Genomic DNA, 17378 nt, shown 5'->3' with positions numbered 1-17378 from the left:
CGGAGGTCCCCATGTCCGCCGCCGCCGACGCGTCCGCGCCCGTCCCCCTGCGCTGGGTCGGCCCCGTGCGGCTGAGCGGCAACGTGATGACGGGCGAGACGGAGGTGCCGCTCGCCACGTACGAGTCGCCGCTGTGGCCGTCGGTCCGGCGGGGGGCGCGGCTGTCGACGATGGTCGAGGGCGGCATCCGGGCGACGCTGGTGGACGAGCGGATGTCCCGGTCCGTGCTGCTGGAGGCCGACGACGCCGGCGTCGCGCTGGCAGCGGTGCAGTACCTGACCGCGCACCGGGCCGACCTCGAGGCGGTCGTGTCGACCACCAGCCGGTTCGCGCGGCTGATCGACCTGCACTTCCAGATCGCCGGCAACCTGCTGTTCGTGCGGTTCGAGCTGAGCACCGGCGACGCGTCCGGCCACAACATGGTGACGAACGCCGCCGAGAAGCTGATGGACCACGTCCTCGCGACGGTCCCCGGGCTGCGGTACGGGTCGATCTCCGGGAACTACTGCTCGGACAAGAAGGCCACGGCGGTGAACGGCATCCTCGGCCGCGGCAAGAACGTCGTCACCGAGATCGTCATCCCCCGCCGACTGGTCGAGCGGTTCCTGCACACGACGCCCGAGGCGATCGTGCAGCTGAACATCCGCAAGAACCTCATCGGCACGATGCTCGCGGGCGGGCTGCGCTCGGCGAACGCGCACTACGCGAACATGCTGCTGGCGTTCTACCTCGCGACCGGCCAGGACGCGGCGAACATCGTCGAGGGCTCGCAGGGCCTCACCCACGCCGAGGTCCGCGACGGCGACCTCTACTTCTCGTGCACCCTGCCGAACCTCGTGGTCGGCACGGTCGGCAACGGCAAGGGCCTCGACTTCGTCGAGGAGAACCTCACGCGGCTCGGTTGCCGCGAGGACCGGGAGCCCGGCGCCAACGCCCGGCGGCTCGCGGTGCTGTGCGCGGCGACGGTCCTGTGCGGGGAGCTGTCGCTGATGGCGGCGCAGACCAACCCCGGCGAGCTCATGGCGGCGCACCTGAAGCTGGAGCGCGGGAGCGCCGCGCAGGGCTGACCGCACGCGCGCGGTGCACGTGATCCCGTTCACGAACGGGAAGAACCCGGGCACCGGAGGCGTTCCGTGAGAGGCGCGTGAAGAGTCGTCGACCGCCGTTGGTCGGCGCTCACGCGCGGGGCTACAGTCGTCCGGGCCTCGCGTGGCCGCCGACGTCGGCGGGCCGCCTCCCGGGGCCCGTCGGCCCGGGTCACCGCCTGCGGACGACGCCCAGCCGGAGAGGATCCCACCCCGACATGCAGCTCGGCATCGACGACCTGGCCTTCGCGACCGCGGACCGGTACCTCGACCTGGCGAACCTCGCCCCGGTGCACGGCGTCGAGGTCGCCAAGTACACGGTCGGCCTCGGCCAGGACCGGATGAGCGTGTGCGCCCCCGACGAGGACGTCGTGACCCTCGCCGCCGCCGCCGCGCTGCCCCTCGTGGAGGACCTCGACGAGGACGGGATCGCGTCGATCCGGACCGTGCTGCTCGCCACCGAGTCCGGCATCGACCAGTCGAAGTCGGCCGGCGTCTACGTGCACCGGCTGCTCGGCCTGTCCCCCGCCGCGCGCGTCGTCGAGCTGAAGCAGGCCTGCTACGCCGGCACGTCCGCGCTGCAGATGGCGCTGGCGCTCGTCGCGCGGAACCCCGAGCAGAAGGTGCTCGTCATCTGCTCCGACGTCGCGCGGTACGACGTCGGGTCCTCGGGCGAGCCGACCCAGGGCTGCGGCGCCGTCGCGATGCTCGTCACCGCGGACCCCCGCCTGGTCGCGATCGAGCCGCTGTCCGGGCTGCACACCTCCGACGTCATGGACTTCTGGCGGCCGAACTACCGGACCACCGCCGTGGTCGACGGCCGGCTGTCGATCCGCGCGTACACCGACTCCCTCACCGGCGCGTGGCAGGACCTGCAGGCGCAGGGCGGCCCGGCGTTCGGCGACATCGACGCGTTCGTCTACCACCAGCCGTTCACCAAGATGGCGACGAAGGCCCACGCGCACCTCACCCGCATCGCCGGGGCGCCGCGGGACGCCGAGGTGATGGAGGCCCAGGTCGCCGACACCCTGCGGTACAACCGCGAGATCGGGAACTCCTACACCGCGTCGATGTACATCGGGCTCGCGTCGCTGCTCGACCACGCGACCGAGGACCTCGCGGGCTCGCGCATCGGGTTCTTCAGCTACGGCTCCGGCGCCGTCGGCGAGATGTTCACCGGCGTCGTGCAGCCCGGCTACCGCGCGCACCTGCGCGCCGCCGCGCACCGCCGCCTGCTCGACGAGCGGGTCGAGGTGACGCACCCGGAGTACCTGGAGATCGTCGCGCCGGTGAACCCGGTCGACGGCGGGGACCACACGATCGCGCCGGTGACCCGGAACCCGTTCCGGATGAGCGCGATCACCGGGCACCAGCGGGTGTACGAGCGCACCGCCGCCGCGGACGCCGCCGTCGCCTGACGCCGGGCGGCGCACCCGGACCTACTGGTACGTCACCAGGTCTGGCACCGGCTGCACGGAGTACGTCTGCACGGGGTCCAGCATCGGCAGGTCCTCGTCGTAGAAGTTCTTCCAGCCCCAGTGCACGTCGGGCGCGCCCTGGCGCAGCGTCGCCCAGGTCCCGGCCTTCGCCGGCTGCGAGCCCTGCCCGTCGGCGTGGATGATCGTCGCGAGCTCGTCGTGGCTCGTGTCGAGGCGCTCGCGCTCGGTGATCATCCGCAGCGAGAACTGGTGCAGCAGGAACATCTTCTGCGGCAGCTGCCGCTCCCGCGTGAACTGCGCGAGCCACGCGGCGGTGGCGTTGACCTCGTCCACCCCGACCGAGCCGATCTGCCGCAGGTGCACCTGGTCGGGCTTCAGCCGCCACTCCGGGTCGAGCGCCAGGCCGACGTGCGGGTACGCGAGCAGGTCGGCGTACCGCTGCGCCTGCGTGACGAAGTCCGTGCGGCCGGGCTGCAGGTCGATGACGACCGCCATGCCGGCCTCGCCCGCCGCCTCGACCAGCGGGCGGAGCTCCTCGACTGAGCGTCCGCGCGAGTAGGAGCCGTCCGGCTCCGGGGCGGCCGACGCCACGGTCGCGATGATCTCCAGCGTCGGCACCACCGTGTCCGTGGTGAGCGGGACGTACGGGGCGGCGGTCTGCTGCGCCCGGGCGATGGTCGACGGCACGTCCTGCTCGCCCAGCACGCCGAGCGCCGGGGTGCCCGGCGTCCCGTACAGCGCGACGTACCGCTTGCCCGTCAGGCCGGTCGACGTGTCGGGGAACACGAGCTGCCCGCCGCCCGGCAGCTGCGTGCCGGTGGCCGCCGACGCGAGGCGGGGCGCGAGCACCTCGGCCGCCCCGAACGACGCGCCCACCGCGACGACGCTCCGCACGCCGGTGAGGGCCTGCACGGACGCCGCCGTGGCGCGGGGGTCGCCCGTGGGCACGTCGACGACCGGCAGCCCCGCCGCCCGGGCGGTGGCGGCGGCGACCGAGGCGGCGACCGGGTCGGTGGCGGCGACGTCGAGGAGCAGCGCGGCGCCGTCCGGGGCGTCCGCGGGCTCGACGCCCACGCCGTCGCCGAGCCCGGGCGCACCGTCCCCGTCGCCGGGGGCGGCGGAGGGGTCGCCGGTCGCGCGCCCGGTCGACCGGTCCCCCGGGGTCGCGCTCGGCGCGGGCGTGGCGGCGGCCTCCGGGGCGACGGACAGCAGCGCGGGCTCCGGGCGGGCGAGCGCGACGACCGCGGCGACGAGGCCGGCACCCGCCGCGTCCTGCGCCGGGCCGAGCTCCACGCCGAGGTCCGCGAGCCCCGCCCCCGGGTCCTCGCCGTCGACGGGGTAGGCCCGCACGCCGTCCGGGAGGTCCGCACCGGGCCCGCCGAGCACCACCACGTGCTCGGTGCCGAGCCGCTCCAGCTCGTCGTCGAGCCCCTGCGCGCCCGCGACCAGCAGCGGCGACCCGAGGGCCACGGCGGCGGAGGCGGCCGGCGCCACGAGCGCCAGCTCGGCGTCCTCGACGAGCACGGCGACCGGCGCCTCGGCGAACAGCGCCCCGCTGACCGCGAGCGCGGTGTCGGCCGCGGGCGCGCCCGGCACCACCGTGACGGGCGCGTCCGGCAGGGCGACCGCGGGACGCACGACCACCGGCGTGGGCGTCGGGTCCGGGCTGGGCGTCTCGGTGCCCCCGCCGGTGCAGGCCGCGAGCAGGCCGAGGGTCACCGCGGCGGCCAGGGCGGCGGTGCGGCGGGCCCGGACGCCCGTGCCACACGGACGGGCGCGAGGGGCGGGACGGGGCGGCGGGCGCAGCAGGCACGGGTCTCCGGGGTCGAGGTCGGGGTCCGGGCCACTCTAGGCAGGGCGGGGACACGCCGCGAGGCGCCCCGTCCCGGCACGCGGGATGATCGGGGCATGACACCGGGCACCACCGACCAGGACCTCAGCACCGCCGGCGCGTACGTGACGGCCGGCACCGAGTTCGTCCGGGACCAGAACTACATCACCACCCGGATCACCGCGGACGGCCGGGACGGCTACCCCGTCGAGCCCGGCCGGTACCGGCTCGTGGTCTCGCGCGCGTGCCCCTGGGCGAGCCGGGTCGTCATCGTCAGGCGGCTGCTCGGGCTGGAGGACGCGCTCAGCATGGGCGTGTGCGGGCCGACGCACGACAAGCGGTCGTGGACCTTCGACCTGGACCCGGGCGGCGTCGACCCCGTGCTGGGCATCCCCCGGATCCAGGACGCCTACTTCGCGCGGTTCCCGGGCTACGAGCGCGGCATCACGGTCCCGGCGATCGTCGACGTGCCGACCGGCCAGGTGGTGACGAACGACTACGCGCAGATGACGCTCGACCTCGAGACCGAGTGGACCGCGCACCACCGCGACGGCGCCCCCGACCTGTACCCGGAGCACCTGCGCGACGAGATCGACCAGGTCGCGCGCGCCGTGTTCACCGACGTCAACAACGGCGTCTACCGGTGCGGGTTCGCGGGCTCGCAGGAGGCCTACGACCGGGCGTACCGGCGGCTGTTCTCCCGCCTCGACCAGCTGAGCGAGCGGCTGGCCGGGCAGCGCTACCTGGTCGGGGACACGATCACCGAGGCGGACGTCCGGCTGTTCACCACGCTGGTCCGGTTCGACGCGGTCTACCACGGGCACTTCAAGTGCAACCGGTCGAAGCTGACCGAGATGCCGGTGCTGTGGGCGTACGCGCGGGACCTGTTCCAGACGCCGGGCTTCGGGGACACCGTCGACTTCGACCACATCAAGCGGCACTACTACGTGGTGCAGCAGGACATCAACCCGACGCAGATCGTGCCCGGCGGGCCGGACCTGCGCGGCTGGCTGACCGCGCACGGGCGCGAGGCGCTCGGCGGCCGCCCGTTCGGCGACGGCACCCCGCCGCCGCCGGTGGCGCCCGCCGAGCGCGTCGACCCGGCCCACACCGCGGAGGCGATGGCGGGCTGACGCGCCCGGGCGACCGCGCTCGAGGTCGTCAGTCCGGCACGAGGTCGTCCCGCAGGACTGACGACCTCGCTCGGTTGTGACGACCTCGCCGGCCCCGCCCCGGCCGCAGCGGCGCCGTCAGGCCGCCGGGCGGACGCGGACCACGTTGCGCCACGGGTCGTCGAACGTGACCGTGGCCCCGTCGTCCCGCACGGCGACGCCGTGGTGCGTCAGCCGCTCGCGCAGCGCGCCGACGTCGTCCGACCCCGGCACGACGAGCGTGACCTCGCCCAGACCGAGGGAGCTCGCCCGGGGCCCGGCGCCGGCGGAGTTCCACGTGTTCATCGCCATGTGGTGGTGGTAGCCGCCGGCCGACACGAACAGCGCGCCGTGCCAGTCGGCCATGACGTCGAAGCCGAGCGCGTCGACGTAGAACGCCCGCGCCCCGGCGACGTCGCCGACCTGCAGGTGCACGTGCCCGACGACGGGGCGCCCGGCGGGGGCCGCGAGCGCCGCGTCGGTGACGTGCGCGCGCAGGAAGTCGTTCGGGTCCAGCCGCAGGGAGTCCATCACCACCCGGCCCTGCGCGTCGTACTGCCACAGGTCGCGCGCGCGGTCCCAGTAGAGCTCGACGCCGTTGCCCTCGGGGTCGGTGAGGTAGAACGCCTCGGACACCAGGTGGTCCGCGCTCCCGACGTAGGTGTGCGGGGCGCGCGCGGCGACGGACGCCAGGGTCGCGGCCAGCGCCTCGCGGGTGTCGAACAGGATCGCGGTGTGGAACAGGCCCGCCTGCCCGCGGCTGGTCGGCGGGAGGTCCGGGGTGTGGCGCAGGACCAGCAGCCCGGTGCTGCCGCGGCCGAGCACGACGACGTCCGGGCGCCCGACGCCCTCGATGCGCTCGTCGGGGCGCTCGACGACCTCGAGGCCCAGGACGTCGCGGTAGTACCGCAGCTGCAGGTCCAGGTCGCCGACGAGCAGCGTGACGGGGCCCATCGCGGTGTCGGCGGCGAGGCGCTCGAGGGGGCCGAGAGGGCTGGCGTCGGTGGTCATGTCCCTACAATAGTTGAGCCTTCAACCTTTGACCAGACGTGCGGGGATGCCGTCGGTCACGCGAGGGTCGGGCAGCGGGCCGAGCAGGCGGGTCAGCCGCGCCGCTGCACGTCGTTCCGCCCGAAGTCGGTGAGGAACCGCGGCCCGGACGCCGCGAGCTCGCGCCCGTACTCCGCCGCCCAGCCGCGGTACGGCGCGCGGGCCAGGCCGTCGTTCGAGAACCGGGCGTCGTCGGTCACCTCGGTGACGCAGAACGCGGGGATCTGGAGGTCCGTCACCGGGCCGGAGCGCTCGCACTCCGCGATGACCAGCGGGCTGTTCGCCCCGCCGAACACGTCGATCACCCACCCGTCGGCGCCGAGCCACACCGAGTACCGGTTCTTCACGATGCGGTGGCCGCCGCGCCGGATCATCTCCATGCCGACGGTCACGTCGATCTCGCGCTCGGCCTCGTAGCGGGTGCCGACGTTCATCGGGCCCTTGAGGGTCACGGCGCAGAACTCGAACCGGTGCCCCACCTCGTCCAGCACCGCGAGCGGGTCGGCGTCGGGACCGAGCCGCACCCGGAGGCCGGAGGCCTGCACCCGCAGCCGCAGCGCGTAGCCGTCCTGCGCCAGGTAGTACGACTGCACGATGAGCACCGGGTCGGGCTCGTCGAGCAGCTCGGCGGGCGGCTGCTCGACGAAGAACCGGCGCTCGAACTCGAAGTCGCCGTAGCCGGTGTCGCTCACGCGGCCACCTCCAGGTCCATGCCGAGCGTGCGTCCCCAGGTGTGCGCCGCCACCGTGCGGAACCCCACCCGGTCGTAGAACGCGATCGCCCCGGCGTTCTGCTCCGACACCCCCAGGTGCAGCCCCGGGACGCCCCGCTCCCGGAGCGCGTCCACCAGGGTCGTGATGAGGGTCCGGCCGAGCCCCCGGCCCTGGGCGCGCGGCAGCAGGTCGATGTGCAGGTGCGCGGGGTACGGGTCGGTCACGTCGCTGTCGTACCTGGCGCCGTGGTGCACGGTGTGCAGCAGCTCGTGGTCCTTCGTCCCGTCGTCCGCGGCGGCGGGCAGCGGCAGCCGCTCGCGCAGCGCCGGCCACCACGACTCCTCCTGCCAGCGGGCGAACGCCTGCGAGTCGGCCGTCCCGACGACGTAGCCGCACAGGCCCTCGTCGTCCGTGACCACCCACGTCAGCGACGGGTCGGCGACGGGGTACGGCGCGGCGTAGACGTGGCCGAGCAGGTCCGGGTCCCGGTACACGGGCGTGGCGTCAGTCCCCGCGTCGCCCGTCAGCAGGCACACGCGGTACATCCCCGGCAGGTCGCACATCGCGAACGGTCTCACCTGCATGCTCCCGGACCCTACCGGGCCCGGCCGCGCCCGGGGCGGCGGCGCTCCGGTCCCGCACGAGCAGCACGCCGCCCAGCACCAGCACGCCGCCGACCAGCTGCGCCGCCCCGAGCGCGTACCCGGTGACGGCGCTGATGAGCACGGTGAACACGGTGATGAGGTTGAGGTAGGAGCCCGCCTCCGCCGGCGGGACGCGGCGCAGGGCGAGGTTCCACAGCAGGTACGACCCGACCGACGGCAGCAGCGCGATGACCACCAGCGCGACGACGGCGTCCCGGCCGCGCGGCCAGTGCACCTGCCCGGCCGCGGCGAACGGTGCCATCAGCAGCGCCGCGATCCCCGCCTGGAACGCGGTCGAGGCGATCGGCGGCACCCCCGCGAGGCCGCGCCCGCCCAGCGTGTACAGGCTCCACACGACGATCGCCCCGACCATGAGCAGGTCCCCGACGTTGAGCTCCAGCGACGCGAGGTCGCCGACGCGGCCGCCGGTGATGACGACGAGCACGCCCAGGAGGCCGACGGACATGCCCGCCACCGCCCGCCCCGTCAGCCCGCGGCGCGCGACGGCCGCCCCGAGCAGGGCGATCAACGCGGGGTTGAGCGCGTTCACCAGGGAGGCGTTCACCGAGGACGTGTGCTGCAGGGCGGTGTAGACGAACAGCGCGTACCCGACCATCCCGAGCAGGGCCAGCACGACCTGCCGCCGCCAGGTCCGCAGCACCGCCCGCCAGTCCGGCCGCTCCACCACCTGCGCGATGACGGCCAGCGGCACGACGGCGAGCGACCACCGCAGCGCGGTCAGGGCGACCGGGCTCATCTCGCGGACGGCGACCGCGCCCAGCACGTAGTTGCCCGCCCAGAACAGGGTCGCCCCGACGAGCGCGGCGATCGGTCCGGTGCGGGGCGGCAGGGGCACCCGCAGGAGGGTACGCGTCCCGCGGGGCCTCCCGACGCGTCCACGGGTGTCCGGCACCCCGCACGCGCCGCATACTCGGCTGCGGAGGCAACGCGGCCCCCGCCCACGGACATCGAGGCGGACGGAGCCCGAGAGATGGCAGGACGCACCACGCCGGCGGTCTCGGTCGTGCTGTGCACCCGGGACGGCGCCGAGCGGCTCGGGCCCACGCTCGATCACCTGCGGGTCGCCCTCGACCACGCGGAGCGCGCCGACCTGCCCGCGGAGGTCGTCGTCGTCGACAACGCCTCGACCGACCGGACGCCCGTCGTGCTGGCCGCCGCGGCCCGGCGGGACCCGCGGGTGCGCGTGGTCGAGGAGCGCCGCCCGGGGATCGCGCGGGCCCGGAACCGCGGCGTGGCGGCCGCCGCGGCTCCGGTGCTGCTCTTCACCGACGACGACGTGCGCGTGCCGCCGGACTGGGTCGAGCGGATGGCCACCCCGCTGCGGCGCGGCGACGCGGACGTGGTCAACGGGTCCGTCGCGCTCGCCCCGCACCTGCACCGGCCGTGGCTCAGCCCCGCGCTGGCGTCCGCGTACTTCGCGGTCGTGCCGGACCCGCCGGTGGTGGGCCGCGAGTTCGCCGCCGCGAGCCTCGGCACGACGCGGGAGGTGCTGGACACGGTGCCGTTCGACGAGTCGCTCGGCACCGCCCGCTACCCCGGCGCCGAGGACACGGTGTTCCGGCTGGACGCGCTGCAGGCCGGGTTCCGGCAGGCCGGCGTCGGCGGCGCGACCGTCGAGCACCACCCCGACGCGGACCGCCTGGACGCCCGCCGGCTCGCGCGGCAGGCCACGGGTCGCGGGCGGGGCGAGGCCTACCTGGCGCACCACCTGCACGGCCGGAACCCGCCCGCGGCGACGTCCGTGGCCAAGCTGGTGGCCCTCCGCGTGCTGCTCGGGGTCCGCGCCGTCACCGCGCCCGGTGGCGTGGACGAGGAGGCGCTGCGGCTGCGGCGCCGGGTGGCGTTCCACCGGGAGCTGCTGGCGCTGCGACGGCAGGGCCGGCAGCACGGGGACCCGCGGCGCACGGCCTGACGAACCGGTCCGCCGGGGGACGGGTCAGACCGCGAACCGCGCGTCCCCCGCGGGCTGCAGCGCGTGCGCGACCCGGGCGTGCATCTCCGCCGACATCTCCGGCAGCGCGTCCAGGCGGAACCAGCGCGCCTCGGAGTTCTCGCCGTCGCCCGGCCCCGGCTCGCCCGACACCCACCGGAAGCGGAACGTCAGGTCCAGGTACTGCGACCGGTCGCCGTTGGCGTACGTCATCGGCGGCAGCGCGTGCACCCACGCCAGGCGCTCGGCGACGGCGACCACCTCGGTCTCCTCCAGCACCTCGCGGGCGCCGGCGATCGCGGGCTCCTCCCCCGGGTCGATGATCCCCGTCACCGGCGTCCACGCGCCGTTGTCGGCGCGCCGGACCAGCAGCACCTCCTCGCCGCCGCCCGCGGCGGGCCGCAGCACCACCGCGCTCACGCCGGAGAGCCACAGCAGGTCGTGGCCGATCTTCTCGCGCAGGTCCAGGACGAAGTCAGGGGTGGGCACGCGACGATGCTAGGGGGTCAGCCCCGCGCGACCTCGTCCCGCCACGAGTGCTGCGGCTCGAACCCCAGCAGCTCCCGCGCCGCGTCGATCGCCAGCAGCGTCTCGTAGGTGCCGAGCTCGCGGCGCACCTCGACACCCGGGAACTCGGCGGCCAGGAGCTCGGCCGACGGGGTGTCCATGATCGTGTCGGCGGCCGCGATGATGACGTTCTGCGAGCCCGTCGTCTCGACCTCCAGCGCCAGCCGGAACGCCGTCGCCGCGTCGCGCACGTCGATGTAGCCCCACAGGTTCCACCGCCGCAGCGCCGGGTCCGCCCAGTACGACGGCACCTGCGCGTACGCCTCGCGCGGGAACACGTTCGACAGCCGCAGCCCGACGAACGGGATGCCGGACCACTGCGACACCTGCGCGGCGACGTCCTCGCTCAGCACCTTGGACAGCGCGTAGGTGCTGGTCGGGTAGGGGAAGTGCGCCTCGTCGACCGGCGCGTACAGCGGCGGGACGTCGAACGGCAGGCCGAGCGTCGTCTCGCTGGACGCCCACACCACCTTGCGCAGACCCAGGCGCTGCGCGGCGAGGAACACGTTGTTGTTCGCGGCGAGGTTCCGGTTGAGGGTGTCGGGCGGGCTCTCCATGCCGGGCTGCGGGATGTTCGCGAGGTGCACGACCGCGGAGCAGCCCGCGAGCGCCTCCACCGCCTGCCCGTAGTCCGCGAGCTCGGCGCGCATCACGTCCACGCCCAGCCCGGCGCGCTCCCCGAAGGGGCCCTGCACGTCCGTGGCGTGCACGGCGTACCCGTGGTCCAGCAGGTCCTGCACCACCGCGCGGCCCACCTTGCCCAGCGCGCCGGTCACGGCGACGGTCTCAGTCATGCGGGCCATCCTGTCCCGCCCGGGCGCGGCGAGCCACCTCGGCGCGAGGCGGTGCGTCCGCCTCCCGTCGCCGGCGCACCCGCACGCCCACCAGGAACCCGGCGAGCAGCACCGCCGCCAGGACGACCAGGTACCAGGAGTCCGCGAACCCGTCGGTGACGGCCAGCAGGACGACGACCCCGGCGAGCACCACCGCCGCGAGCGACACCGCGACCACGTCCAGCGCCCGGCGCCCGCGCTCCGTCAGCCGGTCCGTCCCCAGGGTGTGACCTTCGCCGATAGATGGCGGGGTTCTGCCGTTGTTGGATGGCGGCGCGAGGTCAGGTGACGCCGATGACGAGGGTGCTCTGGGCAGCCTCGATGACGTCGTTGGTGATCGTGTGCAGCTCGTTGATCTTCAGGACGCGTTCGATCTGGGGGAAGAGTCGCTCGAGGAGACGGAAGTTCCCGCGGGTAATGCGCGTGATCGCGGCGATGGCTTGGGCGTCTGTGAAGTCGTCTGGGTCGAGGGTCTTGCCGAGGGTCCGCCAGTGCCGTTGCAGGACGAAGAGCATCTCGTCGTTGCCCAGGGGGCGGTACTGGTGGGCGAATCCGACGCGGCTGTAGAACTGGGGGTAGTGGCTGAATTGCTTCTCCAGGCCGGGCATCCCGATGAGGATCAGGGCGATGCTGTCGCGGTCGTACCGGTCGCGGAGCAGTTCGAGTGCGGTGGCGCTGAGGCGTTCGGACTCATCGACGATGATGAGCTCGACGTAGTTCTTGCTGCGCCGGTAGCCCCATCTGTCCAACGGGATGTGTCCGGGGCCCTCGAGGTGCTGGGCGATGCAGATGCTGGTCCGGGAGACAGCCTGGTCGAGGTCGTCCCTGAGCAGGCGGGGCGTGGTCAGCACGCCCGGGGTGTACAGGACGGTGCGGCTCTTGGCCAGGGCGGCGTAGATCTTGGCGTCGCTGTCGGCGCGGGGGCCCCAGTCGGTGAGCAGGTCGTGGGCCTTGTCCCAGTGGGCGTAGCGGCGGGCGGAGACGGTCTTGCCGACACCGGCGGATCCGAAGCACAGACCGATGGTGTGGCCGCGTCGCACCGAGTCGGCGAACTCGGTGAAGCGGCGGTGCTCCTTGGTGACGATGAAGCGTTCGCTCACGAGAGGTCCTCCTTGTAGACCTTCAGCTTCGGCGCCCGGGATGTCTTCGGTGGTTGCGGTCGCGGTGCGGCGTCGGTGGTGTGGGTCGCGACGACGGCGATCCGCTCGTTGATGCCTTGGCGTAGAGCGCGCCGGCGGGCGTTGCGGGCGGCCTGGATCTCCTTGAGGCTGACCTGCTCACCGTGGTGGTCGGGGTCGACGGCCTTGCAGATGAACTGGTCGTGGTCGAAGACGCGGACCTCGGTGATGTCCCGGGGGTCGTACCGGATGACGACGGGCCGGCCCACGAACCCGGCGAGCGTCGGCGAGACGTAGCGCAGTCCCTGGAAGTGGATGCCGTCACGCTGGACGGTCCTGGGGCGGGCGACGGTGAGCAGAAGCGCATCGAGGTCCTGGAGGCTGTCGGGCATGCGCGGTAACCACCCCTCGCCGATCCACGCCGTGCGGGGCGAGGCGCCCAGCTCGCTATGCGGCCGGTCGTTGTAGTCCGCAACGAACGACCTCATGGAGGCGTCGAGCTCGGCCAGCGACAGTGTGGGCGTGGGCCACGGGGCCCCGCCGGTCAGATGCCCGGGCAGGGCGGCGAGGAGCTCGGTGTTGACGGTGCCGAAGAACCGCTCGATCTTGCCGCGGCCCTGCGGCCGGGCGACGGCGGAGTGGATCAGGCGGATGTGCAGGTCGATCGCGGTGCGCGTCAGGTGGTCGCTGGTGAAGTCCGACCCGTGGTCGACGTACAGCACATCGGGAATCCCGCACATCGGCCAGCCGGGGTCCGCCTTGTGCCAGATCGCCTGCCGCAGGGCCAGCGCGGTCTGCAACGCTGACGGCGCCTCCACGAAGACGGTGTAGCCGCAGACCGCGCGCGAGCAGTCGTCGATGACGACCGTCAGCCACGGCCTGACCGGCTTGCCGTCCGTGCCCACGACGAGGATGTCCAACAGCGTGTGGTCGGCCTGCCACATCGCGTTGGGCCGGTCGGCGGTCCGGCGCAGGGCAAGCTCGTACTTGTCCCGGTAGGACGCCGGACCCTCGAGAGCGAGAGTGACCATGCCCGGGTCCAGGGCACGGATGATCGACCAGACCACCGCATAGGAGGGGACCTTCCACGCGCGGGTGGTGCAGATGGTGGCGATGGTGCGGTGGATCGTCGCGATCGAGGCTCGCGGCTTGGCCAGGCCGAAGCCTTCGACCAGCGCGGCGAGTTCGGCGGGCAGGTGGTGCGTGCCGGCGTCGGCGCGCGGCGCCGGATCCAGGGCCGTCAGTCCGCCGGCGCGGTAGCGGGCGTGCCAGCGCTCGAGCGTGCGAAGGCCCACCTTGTGATGACGCGCGAGGACGGCGAGCGGGATCTGGTCCTCGACGTGAAGTCGCAGGATCTGCCAGCGCCCGTCCGCGTCCATGACCTACCTACCCGGCGCTTCTGGCTCGCCGGCTCGTAGCTGCGGGTGAGGCTGGTTGGCGGTTCAGCGCGCGGTAGATCGTGGTGCGGCTGACCCCCAGCACGGCGCCGATCTGCGTGACCGTCATGTCCTTCTGCTCGTACATCCGCCGGGCCGCCTTGACCTGGTCGGCGGACAGCGACGAGGGTCGTCCGCCGGTGCGCCCGCGTGCCCGCGCAGCCGCGAGGCCGGCGTTGGTGCGTTCCCGGATGAGATCGCGCTCGAACTCAGCCAGGGCGGCGAAGACGTGGAAGACCAGCCGGCCACCAGGGGAGGTCGTATCGATCGTCTCCTGCAGGGACCGGAACCCCACCTGCCGATCCGCCAGGACCTGCAGCTGGTCGATCAGATGCCGGATCGAGCGGCCCAGGCGGTCCAGGCGCCACACGACCAGGGTGTCGCCAGGACGGATCTGGTCCAACAGCTTGTCCAGCTCGGGCCGGTACGCCAGCGACCCCGAGCCGGTATCGACGAACACGCGAAAGCACCCCGCCTGGTTCAGGGCGTCGGTCTGCAACGCCGCGTCCTGGTCCGTGGTGGACACGCGCGCGTACCCGAGGAGATGTCCCACCCATCGACCGTACCGAAACCCGTCTTCGCGGTGAAGTATCGCGCCGTAGTTTTCGGCACTGAGTTCCGCTACGCAGACCGCCGTCTCCGGACTGGCGCACTCAGCCCCCGTGCTGGGTTGTAGCGGAAACGTTCGTTTCCGGCGGTGGCGTGAGACGGTCGGCGCCAGCGCCTGGTTCGGCTCAGCGCGGAGCGGCGGGCGGCCCAGAGCGCCCAGCCGCCGCCAGGTGTAGAGCCGGGCGTGTGGTTGAGCTCGGCGGCATGGGGCCGAAGCTGGCCACAGCATCCGGGTCGCGGGCGACAGTGCCGGGTTTGGTGCGGTCAGCACATAGCGCGGCCGGAATGACAGCGGTGGCGTCGAGGGCGCTGGACCGGTCAGGCGCAGCAGGACGTCGGCAAATGGTTGCGGAACAGCCCTGCGGCGATCCGCAGGCTCTCGGCCATGGTCAGGTAGGGCGCCCAGGTGTCTGCGAGGTCGTCGACCGTCATGCCGGTTCTGATGGCGTAGGTCGCGGCGAGCATGATCTCGCCGGCACCGTCGGCGAGGGCGTGCACCCCCAGGACCTTGCCTGTTGTGGCGTCGGCGACGATCTTCACGGCCCCTCGGGTGTCGCGGTTGACCAGGGCACGCGGGACCTCTGAGAGGTTCAGCACTCGGGACCTGCAGTCGTGGCCGCGCTCGAGGGTCTCCTTCTCGCTCAGCCCGGCCGAGGCGAGCTGGGGGTTGGTGAAGACCACGGTGGGCAGGCCGGTGTAGTCGACCCGCGCCCCAGGACCGTCCGGCCCGGTCAGTGCGTTGGTGGCGGCGGCGCGGCCTGCGGCGGCGGCGACGTAGACGTACTGCGGGGCACCGGACACGTCGCCTGCGGCGTAGACGCGCGGGTTGGTCGTGCGCTGGAACTCATCGGTGACGACGAAACCCCGCTCGTCGACGTCGACGCCGGCTGCGGCGAGCCCCAGCCCGTCGGTGCGGGCCGCGCGACCGGTGGCGATCAGCAGCCGTTCTGCGCGGACCGCAGCACCCGAGGCGGCCCGTACGACGACCTCGCCTCCGTCGACCGAGACGGCGACGGCGTGCTCCTCGAGGACACCGATGCCGTCCTCGGCAAAGACCGCACGCAGGGGTTCGGCCAGCTCCGGCTCGGCCCGGGGGGCCACGCGCCCGACCAGGGACACCCTCGCACCGAGACGGGCCAAGAGCTGTGCCTGCTCGAGCCCGACGTAGCCGCCACCGATCACCACCAGGGACCTCGGCACCTGCTCGAGTTCCATGGCCGTCGTCGACGTCAACCAGTCCACGCTGTCCAGACCCGCCAGCTCGGGCACCGCCGGCGCGGCCCCGGTGGCCACCACGTACGCCTGGGCGCGCAGCGGCTTGCCGTCGACCGCGAGCGTGTCGCGATCGAGGAACCTGGCGTGCCCAGGCACGACCTCGAACCCATGGGCGGCGGCGACGTCGGCGTACTTCGCACTGCGCATGCGCTCGACCAGCTCGTCCTTCTGGTGAACCAGCGCTCGTAGGTCCACGCCACCTGCGGACGTGGGAGCGCCGTCGAAGGGATTGGTCAGGGCGGAGTGTCGGGCGCCGGCGGCCGCCAGGAGCGTCTTGGACGGCACGCAGCCGATGTTCACGCAGGTCCCACCGAGAACGCCGCGCTCGATCAGGACCACGGTGTGCCCAGCCTGCCGAGCGGTGATCGCAGCCGCCATCGCCGCACCACCGGAGCCGACCACCGCCAGGTCCACGTCATAGCCCGCGCTCATGCCACATCCTTCGTCGTCGGTCCCGGTCCAGGTGCCAGCCTGGACCTTCTAGCGCACTGGAAGGTCAAGACCGGCAGGGTGGCGGGAGGATAAGACGTGCGCATCGGAGAGCTGGCCCAGGCGAGCGGCACCACGACCAAGACGCTGCGCTACTACGAACAGGCAGGGCTCCTCCCGGCGCCCGAGCGCACCACCACCGGCTACCGCGACTACGACCCCGCGACCCTCCAGCGACTGAACTTCATCCGCCGTGGTCAGGCCGCCGGCCTGACCCTGGCCCAGATCCGAGAGGTGCTGCACGTACGAGACGCCGGTGCGGCGCCCTGCCACCACGTCCGCGAGCTGATCGACAGCCGCGTCCACCAGCTCGACCGCCAGATCGCGGACCTTCAGGCGCTCCGCGAGAACGTCACCGAGCTGCGAGACGCCGCCGCACCTGACCCGGGGGCCTGCGACCCGACCGACGTCTGTCGGTACCTCTGAGCCGCGACCGCCATCTGCGCGCATCGGCAGCAGGCCAGGGGGCGGCCGAGAACCGTGACCGGCAATCGCCCGCCGACGATGACCTTCTCCGCCGCCACCGGCAACGGCCAACGGCTCTACAGCCCGAAGGCGCCGCCCTCGAGGAGGATGACGATGCCCAGTCCGATCAGGACGAGGGGAAACAGGACGTGTTCCCAGCGTTCGAGGACTTCGGCGATGGGTCGTCGGGTGGCGACGTACCTGGCGGCCAGGACGAGCACGGCGACCAGGGCGAGGAACACGACGGCGTACGCGGCGGTCGCGGCGGGGCCGACGGTGAGGAAGACCGGGACGTAGACGCCGATGTTGTCGCCGCCGTTGGCGAAGGTGACCGCTGCGACGGTCCAGACGGCGACGGCCTTGCCCGGGTCGTCATCGTCGGCGTCGCGGCCACGCCAGGCCCGCCAGGCGGCGTAGAGGCCCAGGAGCAGGGGGATGAGTCCGAAGTAGGCGATGGCGTCTTCAGGCAGGAAGGCGTTGGCGCCGAGTGCGACCAGGACGGAGGCGATGAGGATGGCGCCGAAGCCGAGGTACTGCCCGGCGATGATCTTGGCGGTGGCGCCTGGGGCGCCGGCGCCGCGGGCGAAGAACAGTGAGAGCACGATGATGTCGTCGATGTTGGTCACCAGGAACAGACCGACGGCCTGCAGGGCGGCTACGGCCAGTTCCATCGAGGGGCCTTTCGGTTGGTTGCGGTGCGAGGCCCGGCGCGCTACTCGCGG

18 protein-coding genes are annotated in these 17378 nt (G+C 73.3%); 5 read left to right on the top strand and 13 right to left on the bottom strand.

Translation table 11 applies throughout. The annotated features are described in order from the left end of the window. Positions 1 to 11: 11 nt before the first annotated feature. Together QNH85_RS08505 and QNH85_RS08500 are read left to right on the top strand one after the other, a co-directional pair. Positions 12 to 1067: a hydroxymethylglutaryl-CoA reductase gene (locus QNH85_RS08505; RefSeq protein WP_282945752.1), complete on the top strand. Its 1056-nt coding sequence runs from the start codon at positions 12 to 14 to the stop codon at positions 1065 to 1067. A gap of 236 nt (positions 1068 to 1303) precedes the next feature. After that, positions 1304 to 2503: a hydroxymethylglutaryl-CoA synthase gene (locus QNH85_RS08500; RefSeq protein WP_282945751.1), complete on the top strand. Its 1200-nt coding sequence runs from the start codon at positions 1304 to 1306 to the stop codon at positions 2501 to 2503. 21 nt (positions 2504 to 2524) lie between these two features. Here QNH85_RS08500 and QNH85_RS08495 read toward each other — a convergent pair whose 3' ends face one another. Beyond that, complete coding sequence (locus tag QNH85_RS08495; protein ID WP_282945750.1) at positions 2525 to 4243, bottom strand: hypothetical protein; 1719 nt, start codon at positions 4241 to 4243, stop codon at positions 2525 to 2527. A gap of 189 nt (positions 4244 to 4432) precedes the next feature. On the opposite strand from QNH85_RS08495, the gene QNH85_RS08490 reads away from it, so the two are divergent. Next, positions 4433 to 5488, top strand: coding sequence for a glutathione S-transferase family protein (locus tag QNH85_RS08490; RefSeq protein WP_282945749.1), 1056 nt, complete (start codon positions 4433 to 4435; stop codon positions 5486 to 5488). 117 nt (positions 5489 to 5605) lie between these two features. Here the strand turns inward: QNH85_RS08490 and QNH85_RS08485 are convergent, their stop codons facing one another. From QNH85_RS08485 to QNH85_RS08470, 4 genes are all read right to left on the bottom strand, one after another. Continuing rightward, positions 5606 to 6517, bottom strand: coding sequence for a VOC family protein (locus QNH85_RS08485; protein WP_282945748.1), 912 nt, complete (start codon positions 6515 to 6517; stop codon positions 5606 to 5608). Between the two features lie 92 nt (positions 6518 to 6609). Continuing rightward, on the bottom strand, positions 6610 to 7248 hold the full coding sequence (locus QNH85_RS08480) for a CYTH domain-containing protein (protein WP_282945747.1): 639 nt from the start codon (positions 7246 to 7248) through the stop codon (positions 6610 to 6612). Then, on the bottom strand, positions 7245 to 7814 hold the full coding sequence (locus QNH85_RS08475; protein ID WP_282945978.1) for a GNAT family N-acetyltransferase: 570 nt from the start codon (positions 7812 to 7814) through the stop codon (positions 7245 to 7247). The genes QNH85_RS08480 and QNH85_RS08475 overlap by 4 nt, the downstream gene beginning before the upstream one ends. Beyond that, positions 7774 to 8769: a DMT family transporter gene (locus QNH85_RS08470; RefSeq protein ID WP_282945746.1), complete on the bottom strand. Its 996-nt coding sequence runs from the start codon at positions 8767 to 8769 to the stop codon at positions 7774 to 7776. The genes QNH85_RS08475 and QNH85_RS08470 overlap by 41 nt, the downstream gene beginning before the upstream one ends. A 135-nt stretch (positions 8770 to 8904) precedes the next feature. Between QNH85_RS08470 and QNH85_RS08465 the strand changes: the two genes are divergently transcribed. Further along, positions 8905 to 9846: a glycosyltransferase family 2 protein gene (locus tag QNH85_RS08465; protein ID WP_282945745.1), complete on the top strand. Its 942-nt coding sequence runs from the start codon at positions 8905 to 8907 to the stop codon at positions 9844 to 9846. Positions 9847 to 9870: 24 nt separating this feature from the next. Here QNH85_RS08465 and QNH85_RS08460 read toward each other — a convergent pair whose 3' ends face one another. The 7 genes from QNH85_RS08460 to merA form a co-directional block, all read right to left on the bottom strand. Beyond that, positions 9871 to 10353 carry an NUDIX hydrolase gene (locus QNH85_RS08460; RefSeq protein ID WP_282945744.1) on the bottom strand — a complete coding sequence of 161 codons (483 nt, stop codon included), beginning with the start codon at positions 10351 to 10353 and terminating at the stop codon, positions 9871 to 9873. 17 nt (positions 10354 to 10370) lie between these two features. Further along, the gene (locus QNH85_RS08455) at positions 10371 to 11225 is read right to left on the bottom strand and encodes an NAD-dependent epimerase/dehydratase family protein (RefSeq protein WP_282945743.1); all 855 of its coding nucleotides are present in this window, start codon (positions 11223 to 11225) and stop codon (positions 10371 to 10373) included. Further along, positions 11218 to 11433 carry a hypothetical protein gene (locus tag QNH85_RS08450; RefSeq protein ID WP_282945742.1) on the bottom strand — a complete coding sequence of 72 codons (216 nt, stop codon included), beginning with the start codon at positions 11431 to 11433 and terminating at the stop codon, positions 11218 to 11220. The genes QNH85_RS08455 and QNH85_RS08450 overlap by 8 nt, the downstream gene beginning before the upstream one ends. Before the next feature lie 112 nt (positions 11434 to 11545). Continuing rightward, complete coding sequence (locus QNH85_RS08445; protein WP_282945741.1) at positions 11546 to 12364, bottom strand: AAA family ATPase; 819 nt, start codon at positions 12362 to 12364, stop codon at positions 11546 to 11548. After that, on the bottom strand, positions 12361 to 13761 hold the full coding sequence (locus QNH85_RS08440; RefSeq protein ID WP_282945740.1) for a Mu transposase C-terminal domain-containing protein: 1401 nt from the start codon (positions 13759 to 13761) through the stop codon (positions 12361 to 12363). Before QNH85_RS08440 ends, QNH85_RS08445 begins: the two co-directional genes overlap by 4 nt. 7 nt (positions 13762 to 13768) lie before the next feature. Continuing rightward, entirely contained in the window at positions 13769 to 14371 is a 603-nt protein-coding gene (locus QNH85_RS08435) for a recombinase family protein (protein ID WP_282945739.1), read from the bottom strand. Positions 14372 to 14745: 374 nt separating this feature from the next. Continuing rightward, a complete protein-coding gene (gene merA, locus QNH85_RS08430; protein ID WP_282945738.1) occupies positions 14746 to 16134 on the bottom strand; it encodes a mercury(II) reductase in 1389 nt (462 codons plus the stop codon). Between the two features lie 96 nt (positions 16135 to 16230). Here merA and QNH85_RS08425 point away from each other — a divergent pair, with 96 nt between their 5' ends. Further along, on the top strand, positions 16231 to 16617 hold the full coding sequence (locus tag QNH85_RS08425) for a heavy metal-responsive transcriptional regulator (RefSeq protein WP_282945737.1): 387 nt from the start codon (positions 16231 to 16233) through the stop codon (positions 16615 to 16617). A 116-nt stretch (positions 16618 to 16733) separates the two neighbouring features. On the opposite strand, the gene QNH85_RS08420 is transcribed toward QNH85_RS08425, so the two are convergent. After that, positions 16734 to 17327 (bottom strand): cadmium resistance transporter, encoded by a 594-nt coding sequence (locus tag QNH85_RS08420; protein WP_084074672.1) that lies wholly within the window; start codon positions 17325 to 17327, stop codon positions 16734 to 16736. Positions 17328 to 17378 lie beyond the last annotated feature (51 nt).

The organism is Cellulomonas endometrii (assembly GCF_949769265.1).
In the GTDB taxonomy this organism is placed as follows: Bacteria; Actinomycetota; Actinomycetes; order Actinomycetales; family Cellulomonadaceae; genus Cellulomonas; species Cellulomonas endometrii.
This window is presented reverse-complemented; position numbering and strand designations above follow the sequence as displayed.